This window comes from Cylindrospermopsis sp. CR12 (assembly GCF_001432185.1).
Taxonomy (GTDB): domain Bacteria; phylum Cyanobacteriota; class Cyanobacteriia; order Cyanobacteriales; family Nostocaceae; genus Raphidiopsis; species Raphidiopsis raciborskii.
Genome location: NZ_LMVE01000011.1, coordinates 35,889 through 52,608 on the forward strand (window position 1 = coordinate 35,889; position 16,720 = coordinate 52,608).

The 16,720-nt window shown below is 41.7% G+C and carries 12 protein-coding genes; 7 read left to right on the forward strand and 5 right to left on the reverse strand.

The window, feature by feature from the left end; translation table 11 throughout:
- Window positions 1-39 precede the first annotated feature (39 nt).
- The 4 genes from ASL19_RS01115 (at window position 40) to ptsP (ending at window position 5,808) form a co-directional block, all read left to right on the forward strand.
- Window positions 40-1,845, forward strand: a complete 1,806-nt coding sequence (locus ASL19_RS01115; RefSeq protein ID WP_057176949.1) for a TolC family protein — start codon at window positions 40-42, stop codon at window positions 1,843-1,845.
- A 51-nt stretch (window positions 1,846-1,896) separates the two neighbouring features.
- Window positions 1,897-2,397 carry a hypothetical protein gene (locus ASL19_RS01120; protein WP_040008162.1) on the forward strand — a complete coding sequence of 167 codons (501 nt, stop codon included), beginning with the start codon at window positions 1,897-1,899 and terminating at the stop codon, window positions 2,395-2,397.
- A gap of 45 nt (window positions 2,398-2,442) precedes the next feature.
- Window positions 2,443-3,222 (forward strand): photosystem II S4 domain protein, encoded by a 780-nt coding sequence (locus tag ASL19_RS01125; RefSeq protein WP_006276127.1) that lies wholly within the window; start codon window positions 2,443-2,445, stop codon window positions 3,220-3,222.
- Between the two features lie 87 nt (window positions 3,223-3,309).
- Window positions 3,310-5,808 (forward strand): phosphoenolpyruvate--protein phosphotransferase, encoded by a 2,499-nt coding sequence (gene ptsP / locus ASL19_RS01130; RefSeq protein WP_057176950.1) that lies wholly within the window; start codon window positions 3,310-3,312, stop codon window positions 5,806-5,808.
- Between the two features lie 18 nt (window positions 5,809-5,826).
- Here ptsP and ASL19_RS01135 read toward each other — a convergent pair whose 3' ends face one another.
- Complete coding sequence (locus ASL19_RS01135; protein ID WP_057176951.1) at window positions 5,827-6,462, reverse strand: CPP1-like family protein; 636 nt, start codon at window positions 6,460-6,462, stop codon at window positions 5,827-5,829.
- A 393-nt stretch (window positions 6,463-6,855) separates the two neighbouring features.
- Here ASL19_RS01135 and ASL19_RS01140 point away from each other — a divergent pair, with 393 nt between their 5' ends.
- Window positions 6,856-8,436 carry a B12-binding domain-containing radical SAM protein gene (locus ASL19_RS01140; protein WP_006276124.1) on the forward strand — a complete coding sequence of 527 codons (1,581 nt, stop codon included), beginning with the start codon at window positions 6,856-6,858 and terminating at the stop codon, window positions 8,434-8,436.
- 21 nt (window positions 8,437-8,457) lie between these two features.
- Here ASL19_RS01140 and glp read toward each other — a convergent pair whose 3' ends face one another.
- Entirely contained in the window at window positions 8,458-9,726 is a 1,269-nt protein-coding gene (gene glp / locus ASL19_RS01145; protein ID WP_057176952.1) for a gephyrin-like molybdotransferase Glp, read from the reverse strand.
- A gap of 63 nt (window positions 9,727-9,789) precedes the next feature.
- Here glp and ASL19_RS01150 point away from each other — a divergent pair, with 63 nt between their 5' ends.
- Both ASL19_RS01150 and ASL19_RS01155 read left to right on the forward strand, forming a co-directional pair.
- A complete protein-coding gene (locus ASL19_RS01150; protein WP_006276122.1) occupies window positions 9,790-11,136 on the forward strand; it encodes a trans-splicing intein-formed DNA polymerase III subunit alpha C-terminal partner DnaE-C in 1,347 nt (448 codons plus the stop codon).
- A gap of 70 nt (window positions 11,137-11,206) precedes the next feature.
- The gene (locus ASL19_RS01155) at window positions 11,207-12,757 is read left to right on the forward strand and encodes an AAA family ATPase (RefSeq protein WP_057176998.1); all 1,551 of its coding nucleotides are present in this window, start codon (window positions 11,207-11,209) and stop codon (window positions 12,755-12,757) included.
- A gap of 32 nt (window positions 12,758-12,789) precedes the next feature.
- On the opposite strand, the gene ASL19_RS01160 is transcribed toward ASL19_RS01155, so the two are convergent.
- The 3 genes from ASL19_RS01160 to ASL19_RS01170 all read right to left on the reverse strand — a co-directional run bounded on the left by ASL19_RS01160 (window position 12,790) and on the right by ASL19_RS01170 (window position 16,714).
- Window positions 12,790-15,633, reverse strand: coding sequence for a pitrilysin family protein (locus ASL19_RS01160; RefSeq protein ID WP_057176953.1), 2,844 nt, complete (start codon window positions 15,631-15,633; stop codon window positions 12,790-12,792).
- A 40-nt stretch (window positions 15,634-15,673) separates the two neighbouring features.
- A complete protein-coding gene (locus ASL19_RS01165; protein WP_057176954.1) occupies window positions 15,674-16,120 on the reverse strand; it encodes a VOC family protein in 447 nt (148 codons plus the stop codon).
- An 81-nt stretch (window positions 16,121-16,201) separates the two neighbouring features.
- Window positions 16,202-16,714, reverse strand: coding sequence for a TIGR02652 family protein (locus ASL19_RS01170; RefSeq protein ID WP_057176955.1), 513 nt, complete (start codon window positions 16,712-16,714; stop codon window positions 16,202-16,204).
- Window positions 16,715-16,720 lie beyond the last annotated feature (6 nt).

A 16,720-nucleotide genomic window follows, 5' to 3' on the forward strand; every position in this document is an offset into this window, starting at 1 on the left:
TTTTTTGCTCGCAGATGGTTCTTTGTGTGAGGGGATGCGGTGAAAGGACAGCAATTATTTCATAGTTTCTTGCCCGGTGTGACAGCAGCAGTATTAACAACTCAGCCTGCTTGGGCTGGAACCTTCAAGGCTAATGATTTGAAACTGGTTTCTTCTCCTGTTGTATCGACTGCGACGAATCCTAAAGTTTCTGTTGTGGAAAACAACTGGCAGCTGGCTGCAACTACGGTTGATCATGCACCACTTTTTGACTATCAGCTTGATTTTGGTCAAGCTGTTTTACCGGAACTGCCTAGTTCTAGTCCACTCCCGGTGGTAAATGGTGCTAATGTACCATCGCCAACCAAGCTCAAAACAGTTTTGTCCTTATCCCCTGTTAACCCCAAGGTGATATCAGGGAAAACTTATAATCAGGTAGCTCAGATAACATTACCTCAGGACAATCCTTCGGGAATAGCACAAACTAATTCCCAATCTGTGAACCCTACATCGGATTCTCCTCAGACGATTTTGGAACGTTTTAAACCTAACCCCAACTTTTTGGATGTACCTCAAGATTCTCAAGGAGTTAAGGTGCAGACAACAGAGGCAATTAGTTTAGAACAGGCTTTGGAATTGGCCAAGCAGAATAATAATGATTTACAAGTGGCTGTTTTGCAGTTACAACGTAGTCAATCCTCTTTAAGGGAGGCACAAGCTGCTTTGTTGCCTAGCTTGAATGTACTCGGTGGTGTGACCAGAAGTCGTAGTTCCAGTGCTACTCTCCAGGAAAGACAAACCGCTAAACGCCTCAATATACCCTCTGAAAATCCAGACGCTACCTCCGTATTTGATTCTCAGGCAGAACTACGGTATGACTTATACACATCAGGTAGAAGAACGGCAGCTATTAAGGAAGCCGAAGAACAAGTGCGTCTCCAACAATTTGAGGTGGAAAGGCAATCGGAAGAAATTCGTTTAAATGTTGCTACGGAGTATTATGGCTTGCAACAGTCAGATGAGAGCGTGAGAATTGCTCGCTCCGCAGTGGAAAATTCCCAAGCCAGCTTACGGGATGCTCAAGCATTAGAGCGAGCAGGTGTGGGAACCAAATTTGATGTGTTGCGATCGCAGGTTAATTTAGCCAATTCTCAACAAGAACTGACAGATGCCCTATCCCAGCAGGCTATAGCTCGTCGTCGTTTGTCCCTGAGATTGAACTTACCTCAGTCTGTGAGTATTACCGCTTCGGATCCGGTGCAGTTAGCGGGATTATGGAAAAGCAGTTTAGAAGATAGTATTGTTCTAGCTTATGAAAACCGTGCCGAACTGCAGCAAAAATTGGCAGAGAGGAATATTAGAGAACAACAAAGAAAACAAGCCTTAGCCACACTAGGTCCGCAAATTAGCTTCATTGCCAGATATGACTTATTAGATCAATTTAACGACGGAGTGGCGATTAACGATGGTTATTCTGTGGGATTGCGAGCCAGCATGAACCTATATGATGGTGGTGCTTCCCGGGCCAGAGCAGCTAGGGCTAAAACTGAAATAGCCATTGCGGAGACTGAATTTGCTGAAAGGCGTAATCAGGTTCGTTTTCAAGTGGAGGAAGCCTATTCCAGTCACCTAGCCAATTTGGAAAACGTGCAAACTGCTGCTACTGCTCTAGATCAAGCTAAGGAATCCCTGAGACTGGCTAGACTACGTTTCCAAGCTGGTGTGGGAACTCAAACCGATGTTATCAATGCCCAAAGTGAACTTACCCGTTCGGAGGCTAATCGTGTTCGGGCTATTTTGAATTACAATTTAGCTCTAACCAGATTACAGAGATATGTCACCTCTAGGGCGGTTCAAAAGTCTTGATCCATGGGGGATTTCAGGAAATGGGGAAAATTGTGTTTTCATGAATTTTATATGAATTATCTTGTTGCTGTGCTACCAGATCGTATCCAGGCCGAATCGGCCTACTTGAGTTTAGAAAAGGAGGGTATTACTAGCTCCATTTTGGGTAGGGGATATAAAACTGCTGATGAGTTTGGGTTAATAGATCCCAATGAAGAGGCTAAAAAACAAGTTAAACTCATGGCATTTTGGTTAATACCATTTGGCTTTTTTGCTGGGTTTACATTTAGTTTAATTACTGGCTTAGACACGTTTATCTGGGCTGGGGAAATTGGTAATCATATAATTGGGGGTTTACTGGGCGCTGCTAGTGGTGCTATGGGTAGTGTGTTTGTGGGAGGTGGTGTAGGTTTGATTTTTGGTGGTGGTGATGCTTTACCCTATCGCAACCGGTTATCCGCTGGGAAATACCTAATTGTAGTTCAAGGTTCAGAAGCTCTGACTCGCCAAGCTACACGCATTCTCCGTCAGTATGATCCAGAGAATATTCAAGGTTATGCAGATAATGGTTAGTAAAGCAGCTTAAAAACTAGTCAAACCCCACTTTGAAGATTAATTATGTTGCCAAGAGAAGAACTGTTAAAGGGTGTTGAAAACCGCGATATTATTGCCCATGTAATTGACCAAGCAGAACAGGCTATAAAGACCTGGGAAGTGGTAATAACTGACTTTTTATCTCCCCCAGAGTTAGCTGAAATTGAACGAGTTTTTAGCCGGTTAATGGAGGTGCATTTAGTAGCCTGGGGTGGATATCTCCAAGCTGAACGTCAACGAGTGGCTATCGCTCGTTCTGAAATGCCTTTAGATATATCCCAAGTGGTTGTTACCGTTTTAGACATAGCTGGAAATTTTCTGTTTGACACTGCCACCCACCGGGATTTTTTAGGGGCTATGCTAGGTACGGGGATTGTGCGAGAAAAAACAGGAGATATCATTATTTTAGGGGAGAGGGGAGCCCAAGCAATAGTAGTTCCAGAACTGGCAGAATTTTTAACCATGAATTTGCAACAGGTGCGTTCTGTGCCAGTGAAAACTCAGGTCATAGATTCTAGCGAGTTAAAAATTAGGGAACCCAAAAAGAAGGAATTAACTACAGTAGAAGCTTCTTTAAGATTGGATGCCATTGCTTCTGCTGGTTTTGGTATGTCTAGAAGTAAAATGGTTGATTTAATTGATTCCGGGGATGTGCGTGTCAATTGGAAGGAGATTACTCAAAGCAGTTACCAGTTAAAAATGGGAGACTTAATAGCAATTCGCGGTAAAGGGCGTTTGCAAGTGGGCGAAATTGCTGTCACCAAAAAGGACAGATATCGAATCCAGTTGACTAGGTATATGTAGATCTGGTTAACAACCTTAAATATAAGCTAAATAAATAGAAATTTTCTATAACTTCGATTCATAATTGAATGGGTAACTGCTAAAGGTGTGACAGTGGTTGGTATTGTTATTGTTTCCCACAGCAAACAATTAGCTCTAGGAGCACAAGAACTAGCTGCACAAATGGTACAGGGAAAAATTTCCCTTGCTGTCGCAGCGGGTGTGGATGACCCCACAAACCCATTGGGTACAGATCCAATTCAGGTTTATCAAGCCATCTCTTCTGTATTCTCTGAGGATGGGGTCATTGTATTGATGGATTTGGGTAGCGCTCTTATGAGTGCAGAAATGGCATTGGAGTTTTTACCACCAGCACAACGGGATAAAATCTATTTGTGTGATGCTCCCTTGGTGGAAGGTGCTATTGCTGCTACTGTTGCTGCTAGTACTGGCAAAAATGTTCAGGAGGTTCTAAGGGAAGCTCAAGGTGCTTTGCTGGCTAAATCTCATCAATTAAATTTAATCGCTCATCCCTTACATAACGATTCTAACAATATTGACGGTACTGTTCCCACAGAGGAACTTCGCATTCAAATCAAAAACCGTCTTGGTCTACATGCTCGACCTGCAGCTCAGTTTGTCGCTACAGCCTGCCGTTTTGAAGCGAAAATTCAGGTGCAGAATTTAACTAGAAATACGGAAGCAGTTAGAGGTGATAGTATTAACCAAGTTGCTACCCTGGGCGTACGTCAAGGACATGAATTATTAATTACTGCTAGGGGTAGGGATGCTCAGGAGGCAATTACAGCTCTACAGTCCTTAATTATCCATAATTTCGGAGAGCAAGATGCTGTTCTGGAATTGCCAACCCACCCCATCTCCCCCCTCCCCGACAATCCTGGTCAATTTACGGGAATCGCCGCTTCTCCTGGCATTGCGATCGCTCCTGTAGTTCATTATCAATTAGCTCCTGTGTCTATTACGGAATACCACATAGAGAATGTGGAAATTGAGTGGCAAAGACTACAACATGCTATCCAAAGGGCGAAACAGGAGATTACGATGTTGCTTTCCCACGCATCGGTGCAAATAGGTGATGCGGAGGCGGCAATATTTGATGCTCATCTTTTATTTCTGGCAGATCCAGTAATGTTAGATGCTGTTCGTAGGTATATTATAGAAGATAGATTAAACGCTGAGGCGGCATGGCAAGCGGTAGTGGAAGAGGTAACCAACTCCTATCGCCAACTGGAAGATGCTTATTTGAAGGAGAGAGTGGATGATGTGGTAGATGTGGGAAGAAGGGTATTGAGAATTCTGCTGGGTAATTTGCCCACGGAATTACATATCTTGGAACCATCAATTGTAGTGGGGACGGATTTAACTCCCTCGGATACAGCTAGGTTGGATCCTCGCAAGGTATTGGGGATTTGTATGACTGCTGGTAGTGCTACTTCTCATAGTGCTATTATTGCCCGAACTTTGGGTATTCCTGCAGTGGTTGGTGTGGATTCCCAGGTTTTGACCGTGGAAAATGGTGCTGTAATTGCTCTGGATGGTGAAGGTGGTAGGGTGTGGATAGAACCAGAGGGATCTGTATTGACTGCTCTAGAAAATAAACGTCAAGTCTGGCAAACTAATCAAGCTGAAGCTAGAAAGAAGGCCCACCAACCCGCAACTACCCGCGATGGTCAAAGAATTCATGTATTCGCCAATATTGGCAGTGTGGCTGATGCTAAAGCTGCTGTTGGCTATGGTGCAGAAGGTGTGGGTCTGCTACGAACAGAATTTTTATATTTGGAACAGATTAAACCACCCACGGAGGAAGAACAGTTACAAGTTTATCAGGATATTGCCCAAACTTTAGGGGAACTTCCATTGATTATCCGCACTTTGGATGTGGGAGGAGATAAACAAATACCCTATCTGGGCTCTACTCTCCAGGAAACTAATCCCTTTTTGGGTGTGCGCGGCATTAGATTTTGTTTGGAACATCCCTATTTACTCAAAACTCAATTAAGAGCTATTTTACGAGCCAGCGCTAAACACCACATTAAAGTTATGTGGCCTATGATTAGTACTTTAACTGAGTTACGTGCCGCTAAATCAATTTTAAACCAATCCATGGCAGAGCTTAAAAAAGATGGTATGGAGTTTGATGCCAAACTGCCCGTAGGAGTTATGATTGAAACCCCAGCCGCTGTAGCTATTGCCGATCACCTGGCCAAAGAAGTAGACTTTTTTAGTATTGGTACAAATGATCTGAGTCAATATGTTATGGCATGCGATCGCACTAATCCTAAAGTAGCAAATTTAACTGATGCCTTACAGCCAGCCGTGCTGCGGATGATTCAACAAACGGTAGAAGCCGGGCACGCAGCCAATATTTGGGTCGGACTATGCGGTGAAATTGCCGCTGAAACCGCAGTTGCACCTATTCTTATAGGTTTGGGAATAGACGAACTGAGTACTAATCCCCAGGCGATCGCACCCTTAAAGCAGGTCATTTCCCAACTGACTACCACTGAATCTCAGGTTTTAGCCAGGGTGGCATTGAACCAGGATTCAGCTTCCAGAGTCAGGGAGTTGGTTTATCCCATAGGTTAAGGGAAAAGAAATTGGAAGTTAACGGAGAAAGCTACTAACAAACCACATTAAAATAAATGTTAGCACAGCCGAGAACTGGTTAGGAGAAATTGACTTTCCTAAAATTGACAGGCTATCCAATGGTATTCCCCCAGCTATCAGACCTCCCATCATTAAACCCAGTACCAGAGTTACCAATGTCAACAAAACCGCCCTCAGAAATTTGTTTTCCTTGCGATTAATGAAATAAATACTTAGAACTAACCCCACAAGTAATGTTAACTGTAATACTTGTGCTGTATTATAGTCGACGAACATACTGATAGAAATTAACCCTAAATAAGAACCTGCTGGCCATAGTATGTCGGAGACACTGGGCTGATCCCAAAATCTTTGTAGCCAAGACGGGGAGTAAGCGCTGGGGTTAACAACTTGTTTTTGGGGGGATGGCATTCGCATTTCAGGAAAGCGAATTCCTTCAGGAACCTTAATTTTGCCCTCCTGACGCATTCGCAGACGCTCCATTAGAATTGCATCATAAGCTGCTTCAACAATTTCCCGAATCCTATTATCACTACCATACTGTTCTAACAGGCGATTTCGAGCATTTTGAATCTCATCGAAACTAGCATCTTTTGACACCCCAAGATTTTCGTAGGGACTTTGATCGCTCATAGCTGTTTTTGGCTTAGATCTTATTGATACTTTTTCCGTTTAAAGAGGATAGCACTCTTGATAGAGGGGAACAAAACTGCCAAACACCTCGTCAAGTGTTTTGAATAGACTGAACGTAGCTGTTTGGAATGGCCAACTAGAATTTAGTTATCACTATTAATAAGAAATGAGGTTTAAGTGGGTGGAATTAAATATAAGATGAACGTAGGTTGGGTTGAAGTATGAAACCCAACGCCCGCATGGGTCTCGTTCCTCGACCCATCCTACAAATAATTCTGTCTCCCTACTCAGGTTTAGTTCTAGTCATGTAATATAGTACCATATTATGCCATACAATTAAGATTATGCCATATAATTAAGTAACTGAAGATAAGTTTCGTGAGGGGTGATGTTATGCGTGTCCTACTGGTTTATCCCATATTTCCCAAAACCTTCTGGTCCTATGAAAAAATCCTCGACCTGGTAGATAGAAAAGTCCTACTACCACCTTTAGGCCTCATTACAGTAGCTGCTATTTTACCCCAGGAATGGGAGTTTAAGCTAGTAGACCGTAACATTCGTCCCGCTACAGAAGAGGAATGGGCATGGGCTGATGTGGTTATTTTCTCAGCTATGATTGTCCAAAAACAAGACCTGTTAGATCAGGTACGCGAAGCAAAACGTCGTGGTAAATTAGTGGCCTTAGGTGGGCCCTACCCCACATCCACACCCCAAGAGGTACAAGAAGCGGGAGCGGATTTTCTGATTTTGGATGAGGGGGAAATTACCCTACCCATGTTTGTCACCGCCATAGAAAGCGGTCAGAAATCGGGCATTTTTCGGGCTACGGAAAAACCAGATGTCACAAGCACACCAATTCCTCGATTTGATTTGCTAGACTTTAGTGCCTATGACATGATGTCAGTGCAGTTTTCTCGAGGTTGCCCTTTTCAATGCGAGTTTTGTGACATTATTGTCCTCTATGGCAGAAAACCCAGAACTAAAACTCCAGAACAACTTTTAGCTGAGTTGGATTGTCTTTATCGGTTAGGTTGGCGGCGTGGTATATTCATGGTTGACGATAACTTTATTGGCAATAAACGTAATGTTAAATTATTGCTTAAAGAGTTAAAGGTTTGGATGGCAGAACATGAGTATCCTTTCCGGTTTGACACGGAAGCATCTATAGATTTAGCCCAAGATCCCGAATTAATGGAATTGATGGTTGAGTCTGGTTTTGCCGCAGTATTTTTGGGCATTGAAACCCCCGATGAAGATAGTTTACAACTAACCAAAAAATTTCAAAATACCCGCAGTTCCCTAGCAGAATCGGTACAAACTATTATTAAGACGGGACTGCGACCCATGGCAGGCTTTATTATTGGTTTTGATGGGGAACAAAAAGGTGCAGGCGATCGCATTGTCAGATTTGCAGAGCAAGCTGCCATTCCCTCCACCACCTTTGCCATGTTACAAGCATTGCCAAACACTGCATTATGGCATCGGTTACAAAAGGAAGGAAGACTAAGGGAAAATCAGGATGGGAATATTAATCAGACAACTTTAATGAACTTTATCCCCACCCGTCCTTTGGAGGACATTGCCAAGGAATATGTTGATGCTTTTTGCGCCTTATATGATCCCATTAAGTATTTAGATCGTACCTATAGGTGTTTTCTACTCATGGGTTCACCCAAGTGGAAAGCTCCCTTCAAAATGCCTGATTGGGTAATCGTAAAAGCCCTGTTAATAGTTATTTGGAGACAGGGAATTAAAAGAGAAACCCGGTGGAAATTTTGGCATCATCTATTTAGCATTATCAAACATAATCCCCAGGTGGCAGAACATTATTTGGCAACTTGCGCCCACAACGAACATTTCTTGGAATACCGCCAAATTGTTCGAGATCAAATTGAAAGTCAATTAGCTGTTTATTTAGCTCAAGGAGCAGAAAAACCTTATGTGGTCCCACAAAAGGAAAAAGTAGGGGTTTAGGGACGGACCATCCCCCCAATTTTAAAACTCTTTTACCATCAAAGTCCAAACCTCCTCCCCCGGATGGACAATGGTTTTACCCACGGGTAAGATTGCCAAAGCGTTAGTTTGAGCTAAGTTGACCAAGTTTGCTGAGCTGTGTTTACCCTCAGCTTGGCGAAACTCACATTCACCATTTCTCAGCTTCAACTCGCCCTGAATATAAGTTTCCATTTTGCCATTGGATTGTAATTCTGACGAGGATTTTACCTTGAGTAATTTCCCCTCCCACCCCCTAGCCATTCCCGACATTTTTCTGACCGCTGGCTGCACAAACCGCCAACAAGTCACTAAAACGGATCCAGGATTCCCTGGTAAACCAAAATATAATTTCTGTAATTTGTCGATTCCCGCATAGTTTAGTCCTTCATTTGGGAAAGTAGCAAAGGTTAGTGGTTTTCCAGGACGCATTTTAACTCTGTTAAAATGAATTGTTGCCCCCAAAGAAGCTAACGTTCTGTATATATAATCATAGTCACCTACAGATACCCCCCCAGTGGAAATTACAATATCTGCACTGGTAATTGCGTAATCTATGGTTTGTTCTAGGGCGATGGGATCATCTGGTACGATCCCTAATAATAACACTTCAGCCCCCAACTGGCGCATCAAGGTAGCCAGAGCATACTGGTTAGAATCAAATATCTGTCCAGGTTTTGGTAGCTCCTCCAATGTTACCAACTCATTGCCTGTGGAAAAAATAGCTACTCGTATATTGCGAAAAACACTGACTTTTTCCCTACCAGCAGCAGCTAAAAGGGCAATTTCCGTAGCACTCAAGACGATTCCGGAAGGTAAAAGATCATTTCCTGCTTGGTAAAATTCCCCTTGATGGATGACAAACTCATGGGATTGGGGTGCAATGAACACTAAAACCCGGTTTTCCTGACGGTGGGTTTTTTCTTGCATGATTACCGTGTCAGCACCCTTTGGTATCATAGCACCGGTAAAAATTCTTACAGCTTGTCCCGATTCAAGGGTTACAGAAGGTTCATCACCAGTTCTAATTTCCGCTACAACTTGCAAAATAACTGGTTTATCTGCCCTGGCATGCTGTACATCATGATAACGCACTGCATAACCATCCATTAGGGCATGGTCCCAATGGGGGAAACCCCGAGAACTAACCACGGGACTGGCTAAAATTCGTCCATTTGCGGTCAATAAGTCTATGTACTCTATATCTCTTTGGTTGTCTAGTGGTTTTACTGCATTTAAAATAGTAGATTCCGCATCTCTAACTGATAGCATTGTTGGTTATTATAGATTCACTTTATAATACCAGATAGTACCACAACTTTCTCCTTTAGGATTATGGTGAAAATAGTTTCTCGCCGATATTTAGGAAAAGCGGATGTTTATGACATTGGAGTTGCCAAAGACCACAATTTTATCATCAAAAATGGCTTGGTTGCTTCCAACTGTTTCAATAAATCTCACTCTACCGCCTATGGTTATGTCACTTACCAAACAGCATACTTAAAAGCTAATTATCCCTTGGAATATATGGCAGCACTGTTAACAGCTAACAGTGGGGATACGGACAAAGTTCAGAAATATCTCAACAATTGTAATAACATGGGGATTGAAATTGATCCACCAGATATTAATCGTTCTGGGTTAGATTTTACACCAGCAGATCAGAAGATATTATTTGGATTTTCCGCAGTGCGTAATGTGGGACAAAATGCGATCGCTGGTATCTTGGATGCTCGTCAACAAGGAGGAGAATTTACATCTCTAGGTGACTTTTGCGATCGCATTGATTTACGGGTTGTCAATCGTCGCACCCTAGAGTCATTAATTCAATGTGGAGCATTTGATAAAATAGAGTCGAACCGCCATCAATTAGTTAAAGATTTAGAATTAGTATATGAATGGGCCCAATCCCGTGCTAAAGATAGAGCTATTGGTCAAGGAAACCTATTTGACTTCATGGGTACTGGCATTAGTAACGTGTCCACAAGTAGTAAAAATGGATTTAAGTCCATACCTAAAGCCGACCCAGTGTCAGACTATCCCCCCCAGGAAAAACTGCGAATGGAAAAAGAATTATTAGGTTTTTATGTATCAGCCCATCCTTTAAAAAATATTAAACAATCTTCATCTTTATTAGCGCCCATTAATCTTGTCGATTTAGGAGAGCAAAAGGATAAAAACCTAGTTTGTGTAGTGGTGATGCTGAACCACGTCAAAAAAGTGATGACCAAAAAAGGGGAGCAAATGGCAATTTTGCAAATTGAGGATTTAACCACAACCTCAGAAGCAGTTGTGTTTCCCAAAACCTATGAGCGGATTAATGGAATACTAGAAATTGATGCCAGATTAATTGTGTGGGGGAAGGTAGATAAACGGGATGAACAGACCCAATTGCTGGTGGAAGATGCAGAGCAGGTAGAGAAAATTCAGATGGTAGTAGTGGAATTAAATCCCCACGAAGCCAGTAGTATTGATACTCAACATCATTTACGCTCTATTTTAAAAGAACAATCGGGGGATAAAGATAAAGCCAAAGTTCCTGTGATTGGAATTGTTCAAGCGGGAAGTTACCGTCAAGTGGTTAGGTTTGGTAAGCAGTATTGGGTACAAGATGCAAGTCTTACCGTCCACTCCCTCAGAAATGCTCAGTTTAGTGCTCATGGTAAACAGTTAAGTGATTAGGGGAGAAATATTACGGTAATTCGAGGTTAAGAGAAATTTTCTATATCACCAAACTAAAACAATGAACAAAGTGACTAAATGGTTTAACACAGCAGGTCCGTGTAAATCAGATATACACTATATGCTCCCCACAATGGAAAGACTACCACAGTTAAAGCGGTTAATTGACCAACAAAACTATTTTGTCATCCACGCACCGAGACAAACAGGAAAAACCACAGCCATGTTAAACCTGGCCCAGGAGTTAACTGCTAGTGGGGAATATACGGCAGTGATGGTATCGGTAGAGATAGGTAGTGCTTTTAATCATCAACCGGATGTTGCTGAACAGGCAATTTTAGGTGCTTGGCAACAAGCAGCAAGATTCTGGTTACCGCAAGACCTGGAACCACCCACATGGCCAGCAGCATCACCCGGACAGCGAATAAATGCTGCTTTAACCACTTGGGCAGAAATATCACCTCGTCCACTGGTAGTATTCATTGATGAAATTGACTCTCTCCAGGGCGAAACATTGATTAGTATGTTACGTCAATTGAGGGATGGTTTTCCCCGTCGTCCCAAAGGATTTCCCCAGTGTGTAGCCCTAATTGGTATGAGGGATGTGCGGGATTATAAAGTTGCATCTGGAGGTAGTGATAAATTAAATACTGCCAGTCCTTTTAATATTAAAGTAGAATCCCTGACCCTAAATAACTTCAGTTTAAAAGATGTAACTAACCTCTATCAACAACACACCCAAGCTACGGGACAGATATTCACACCAGAAGCTGTTCACCGTGCTTATTATTTGACTCAAGGTCAACCCTGGTTAGTTAATGCTCTAGCTCGTCAAACTACAGAATATTTAACCACAGATCCCCAGATTCCTATTACTATAGACCTGATTGATCAAGCCAAGGAAATCCTAATTCAAAGACAAGATACCCACCTAGATAGTCTAGCAGAAAGATTGAGAGAAAACCGGGTTCAAGCAATCATAGAACCTATTTTAGCGGGGGAAGAATTGCCCAATACTCCCGAAGACGACCGGCGTTATTTAATCGATTTAGGATTAGTTATACGTAGTCAAGAAGGGGGATTAAAAATTGCCAATCCTATTTATCAAGAGGTAATTCCTCGTATGTTATCCCGGGGAACTCAAGACAGTTTACCCATGATCCAACCCACCTGGTTAACAACTACAGGTCTATTGAATATTCCAGCTCTGCTAGAGGCATTTTTAGACTTTTGGCGCCAGCATGGAGAACCACTACAAAAAAGCGCCGCCTATCCAGAAATAGCACCCCATTTAGTATTAATGGCATTTTTACATCGAGTGGTAAATGGAGGGGGAACTTTAGACAGAGAATATGCTATTGGTTCGGGAAGAATGGATATATGTTTACGTTATGGGAAAGAAGTATTAGCAATGGAATTAAAGGTGTGGAGAAAAGGTAGCTCAGACCCATTAAAAAAGGGACTGCAACAGTTGGATAAATACTTATCAGGATTAAATTTGCCCACGGGATGGTTGGTGATTTTTGACCGTCGTCCTAATTTACTACCTATAAGCGAAAGAACAACCACGGAAATGGCAATTAGTCCCCAGGGGAGAAATATTACGGTAATTCGAGGTTAGGAAGTGTGACACGGTTAATTATTAATTAAAACCTATTGCGACAAGCTTTTAATGTCTCCTGTTGTAACTACTGTAAGTTGATCAGGATTGAGAATCTGACGTGCTAACTGATTGACCTGATCCCTGGTAACTTTTTGGATCTTTGATGGGAAAGTTTGTAGTTCCACCTGCTCAAGTCCAAAAAATTCGTTCATTAAAATTCTGGTAGTTAATTCCTGGGGTTTAGCGAGGGAAAGATTATAACTACTGACCAAGGAGTGTTTTGCAACTGCTACTTCCTCATTGGTAACTCCGGTTTGATATATGTCTTGCAGAATTTCACGAGTTTTCAATATGGCCTGCTGAGTATGTTGGGAACTAGTTTGTATTTCTATAATAAAAGTCCCTGAGTTTTTTCCCCCTTGAAAATTACTATAAATGCGATATGTCAAGCCTAATTCGTCTCTTATTCGTGAACTCAGCTTACCAGATACCGTATCCCCTGTCAAAATTTGATTTAATACTAAAGCTGAGTAAAATCTTAGATCTTGACGTTTTACACCCAGATTTCCCATATAGGTGACGGTTTGTGACTTCCCTAGTAATGGGTAATTAATCTGGAAACCTCGTTTTTTTCTTGCTACTTGTGGATATTGTACTGCTGGTGCTTTCCCACCAACTCGCCAATTGGCAAACTCCATTTCTAATAGTGATTTAACTCTTGCAAGTTCAAAATCACCTACTATTGCTAAAACCATATTATCTGGACGATAATACATTTGTCTAAAATTCAACGTATCCTCCCTGCTCAGTTTTTGTATACTTTCTAAGGTGGGAAAGATGTGTAATGGATGATTTGACGGATAGAGTGCCTGGATAAATTTGCGGTTTGCTACTTCATCAGCATCTTGTAAGTCTGACTTTAGCTCAGTTATGGCCTTTTGACGACTGATTTCTAACTCTTTGGCGGGAAAGTTACTATTTTTGACTACGTCAGCAACAGTATGTAACAATATGGCTAAGTCTTCTCTCAGACTTTTTCCTAGTAATCGGACTCCCTCCCTAAATACAGTAAATTCTAAACTCGCTCCTCTACTGTCTAAGGTTTCTGCAATCACAGACATACTTTGCGTTGTGGTTCCATTCATCAAGCTATCTGCTACCAAGGATGCTAAGCCAGCTTTTTGTGCTTGGTCAAATTCTTTGCCACCCTGAATATATCCACTTACTGTAATTGTAGGAGTGCTCCTGTCTGCTAATAATAGTACCTTTAAACCATTATTTAGCTTTAACTTTTGGGGAATTATAGCTCTCACTATGGGAATCTCACTGTTATTGCTAGATGGTAAATACTTGGTTACCTCAGCATCACTCACTTGCTCTCTACTGTTTAAGTGTTCTAATGGTACCTGTTCTAAGAATTCCTCAGTTTTCACACCCGGAGTTTGATAAGAACTATTTGAGGTGTTTTGATCAGGTACAAAAAAACCAATTACTGCACTTTTAGTTAAGTATTTTTTTGTAACATTAATAACCTGATTCGCATTTACTTGACTAACTCCTTCTAAATATTTTTCTGTATATTCGTAATCATTAGCAATTAGCTGGTCATTAGCCAATTGCATGGCTTGACTAGTTACATCTTGTCTGTTGAAAATTACTGATGCTATGATTTGTCTTTTAGCTCGTTCTATATCTTGGTTTTTAATACCTGTTTGAACAAGTTTGGTGATTGCGCTTTTAATAGTGGAGTATACGGTTTGTAAATCTTGATCTGGTGCAGGAATCACCGATAAATCATACCAACCACCTTGTCGCAAGCTCACAACACGAGCAGAAAGGTCTGTAACCAAACCAGAGGAGACCAACGTTTGATAAAGATGGGAATTTTTTCCCCCAGTCAGAATATAGTCCATTACTCCCAAAGCAGGAATATCTGGATGATGCAAATCGGGAAGTGGATAAATTACTTGCAAAAGTTTTCTCCCCCCGGGTTCCCGCAGAATTATCGGTGAACTGGAAGGTTGGAAAACAGGAGAAGGGGGAAATGAGGGTAATTGTTGACTCGGGGGAATTTTACCAAATATTTCTTTAACAGTTTGCAAGGTTTTGCTGGTGGTAAAGTCTCCCACAATTACTAAAATAGCATGGTTGGGATGATAGTGTTTTTCATAATGTTCCCTGAGCTGCTCAACGGTCAAATTGACTACATCGCTTTTAGTGCCACCCGTGGGTAACCCATAACCATGATGGGGAAATATGGACCGCATTACAGCCCTTTTGAGACGGTATTTGGGACGGTTTTCATAACCTTCTAATTCGGAAATTACTACTTGCTTTTCGCTGGCTAAATCTTGACTATCAATTAGCAGATTCGCCATTCTATCCGCTTCTAATTCCAGTAATGCTTGTAGTTGATTTTTGTATACAGTATGATAGTATGCTGTTTGTTCATAACTGGTAAATGCATTTGAGTTACTACCTAACCTGTTAAATATTTTAGAAAATTGTATGGGACGTTTTTTTGTACCTTTAAACATTATATGCTCTAGTTGATGAGCAATCCCACTCATCCCTGAACTATCCTGGGATGAACCTACATTATACCAAACTTGTACTGTCACAACTGGAGCGCTGTGTACTTCTCTGGTTAATACTGTTAACCCGTTGGATAGAACTATTTTTTGGACGTTGCCAACCATTCTACGATTATTTATTTCCAGTGCTTGTGGGGGTATTTTTTCTAATCTTGCTTGGTAGGTTTCTGATTTCGGTTCCATAAACCCCAGGGGAATATGGAATATATCTCCCAAATACAGTCCTAGGGTAAGGGAGAATGATAATATAAATAACAGTAAGAATAAACGAGACCGGTAAAAGGCAAAAATCGCAAGCATACATTTTAAAACATATCACTAAATATACTATTCGTAGTATTTAACCTTTATTCTCTACGCTTAAACTATTTGGCAAAAAACGGATAAACTCTAATGGTAAATTATCCATGTCAGCAATAAAAGTTACCTCTAAAATGCGATCGCCTATTTGTTGTTGAGTAGGTTCTAAAAGAACTTTCAGGGGTGATAGTTCCAAAACCAAAGACATTTTCTGTTGCAATTCTAACAGCCAAGCAGATAAATCTGACACTCGGGAAGTGAGATCAAAGGAAAGATGATAATAACCCACATAATTTTCATCCGTAAAAGCATCCGGTGCGGGTTTGGGTTGAGGAATTTGAATCAATTCGATGCGACTATCTAATCCCTCCAACCAACAAGCTAAAGTATAACCTGTCGTGAAGCGAGTGCCAACTACAAAACCTAGTTCTTGATAAAATGCGATTGCCCGATGAATATTACCCGTTCTAATAGAAACATGATGCATAGTTTGGCATAGTTTAGGGATTTGAGGACGGAATAATGACTCACCTAATCAGGTTAGGTGAGAGACGAGCTGCACGACAGCTTACTCAAACAGTCGGAAATAGGGGTAACGCACGGGAGCGCCTGGTTCCTTATCCAAATCAAAGTTAATCACATCCCAGCATGGCTCATCAAGCGGATCTGGTCCAAACTCCACTGGTAAACCATACAATCGAGCATTACCTGTTTCCGGTTGTTCTGACCGCCAAGAACTACTTCGCTCCAAGTAACCACTCATTAGCTCTTGATAACGCCGGGCAATAATCACTCTTGTAGCACGATAACCCTGAGTATAGAGCTTATCTAGCGCCTCATGAATTTCAAAGCGTATGCCATCAGGATGAGTATGTTGTCTATACCATTCATTACCCCATTTGCGCCAGTGACGACCCGACTGGAGATGTACTAACTCCTCAGTTTTGGGATTAGCTTCAAAAGCACCGTGCCGTATGCACAAGTAAGTATCAGTCAAAGTCAGCGCCGGAATGGTCTGGCGACAGTGTGGACACTGTATTTCAGGTCCAAATATTGGGTACTGTAAGCCTGGATTCATCATGAAGTG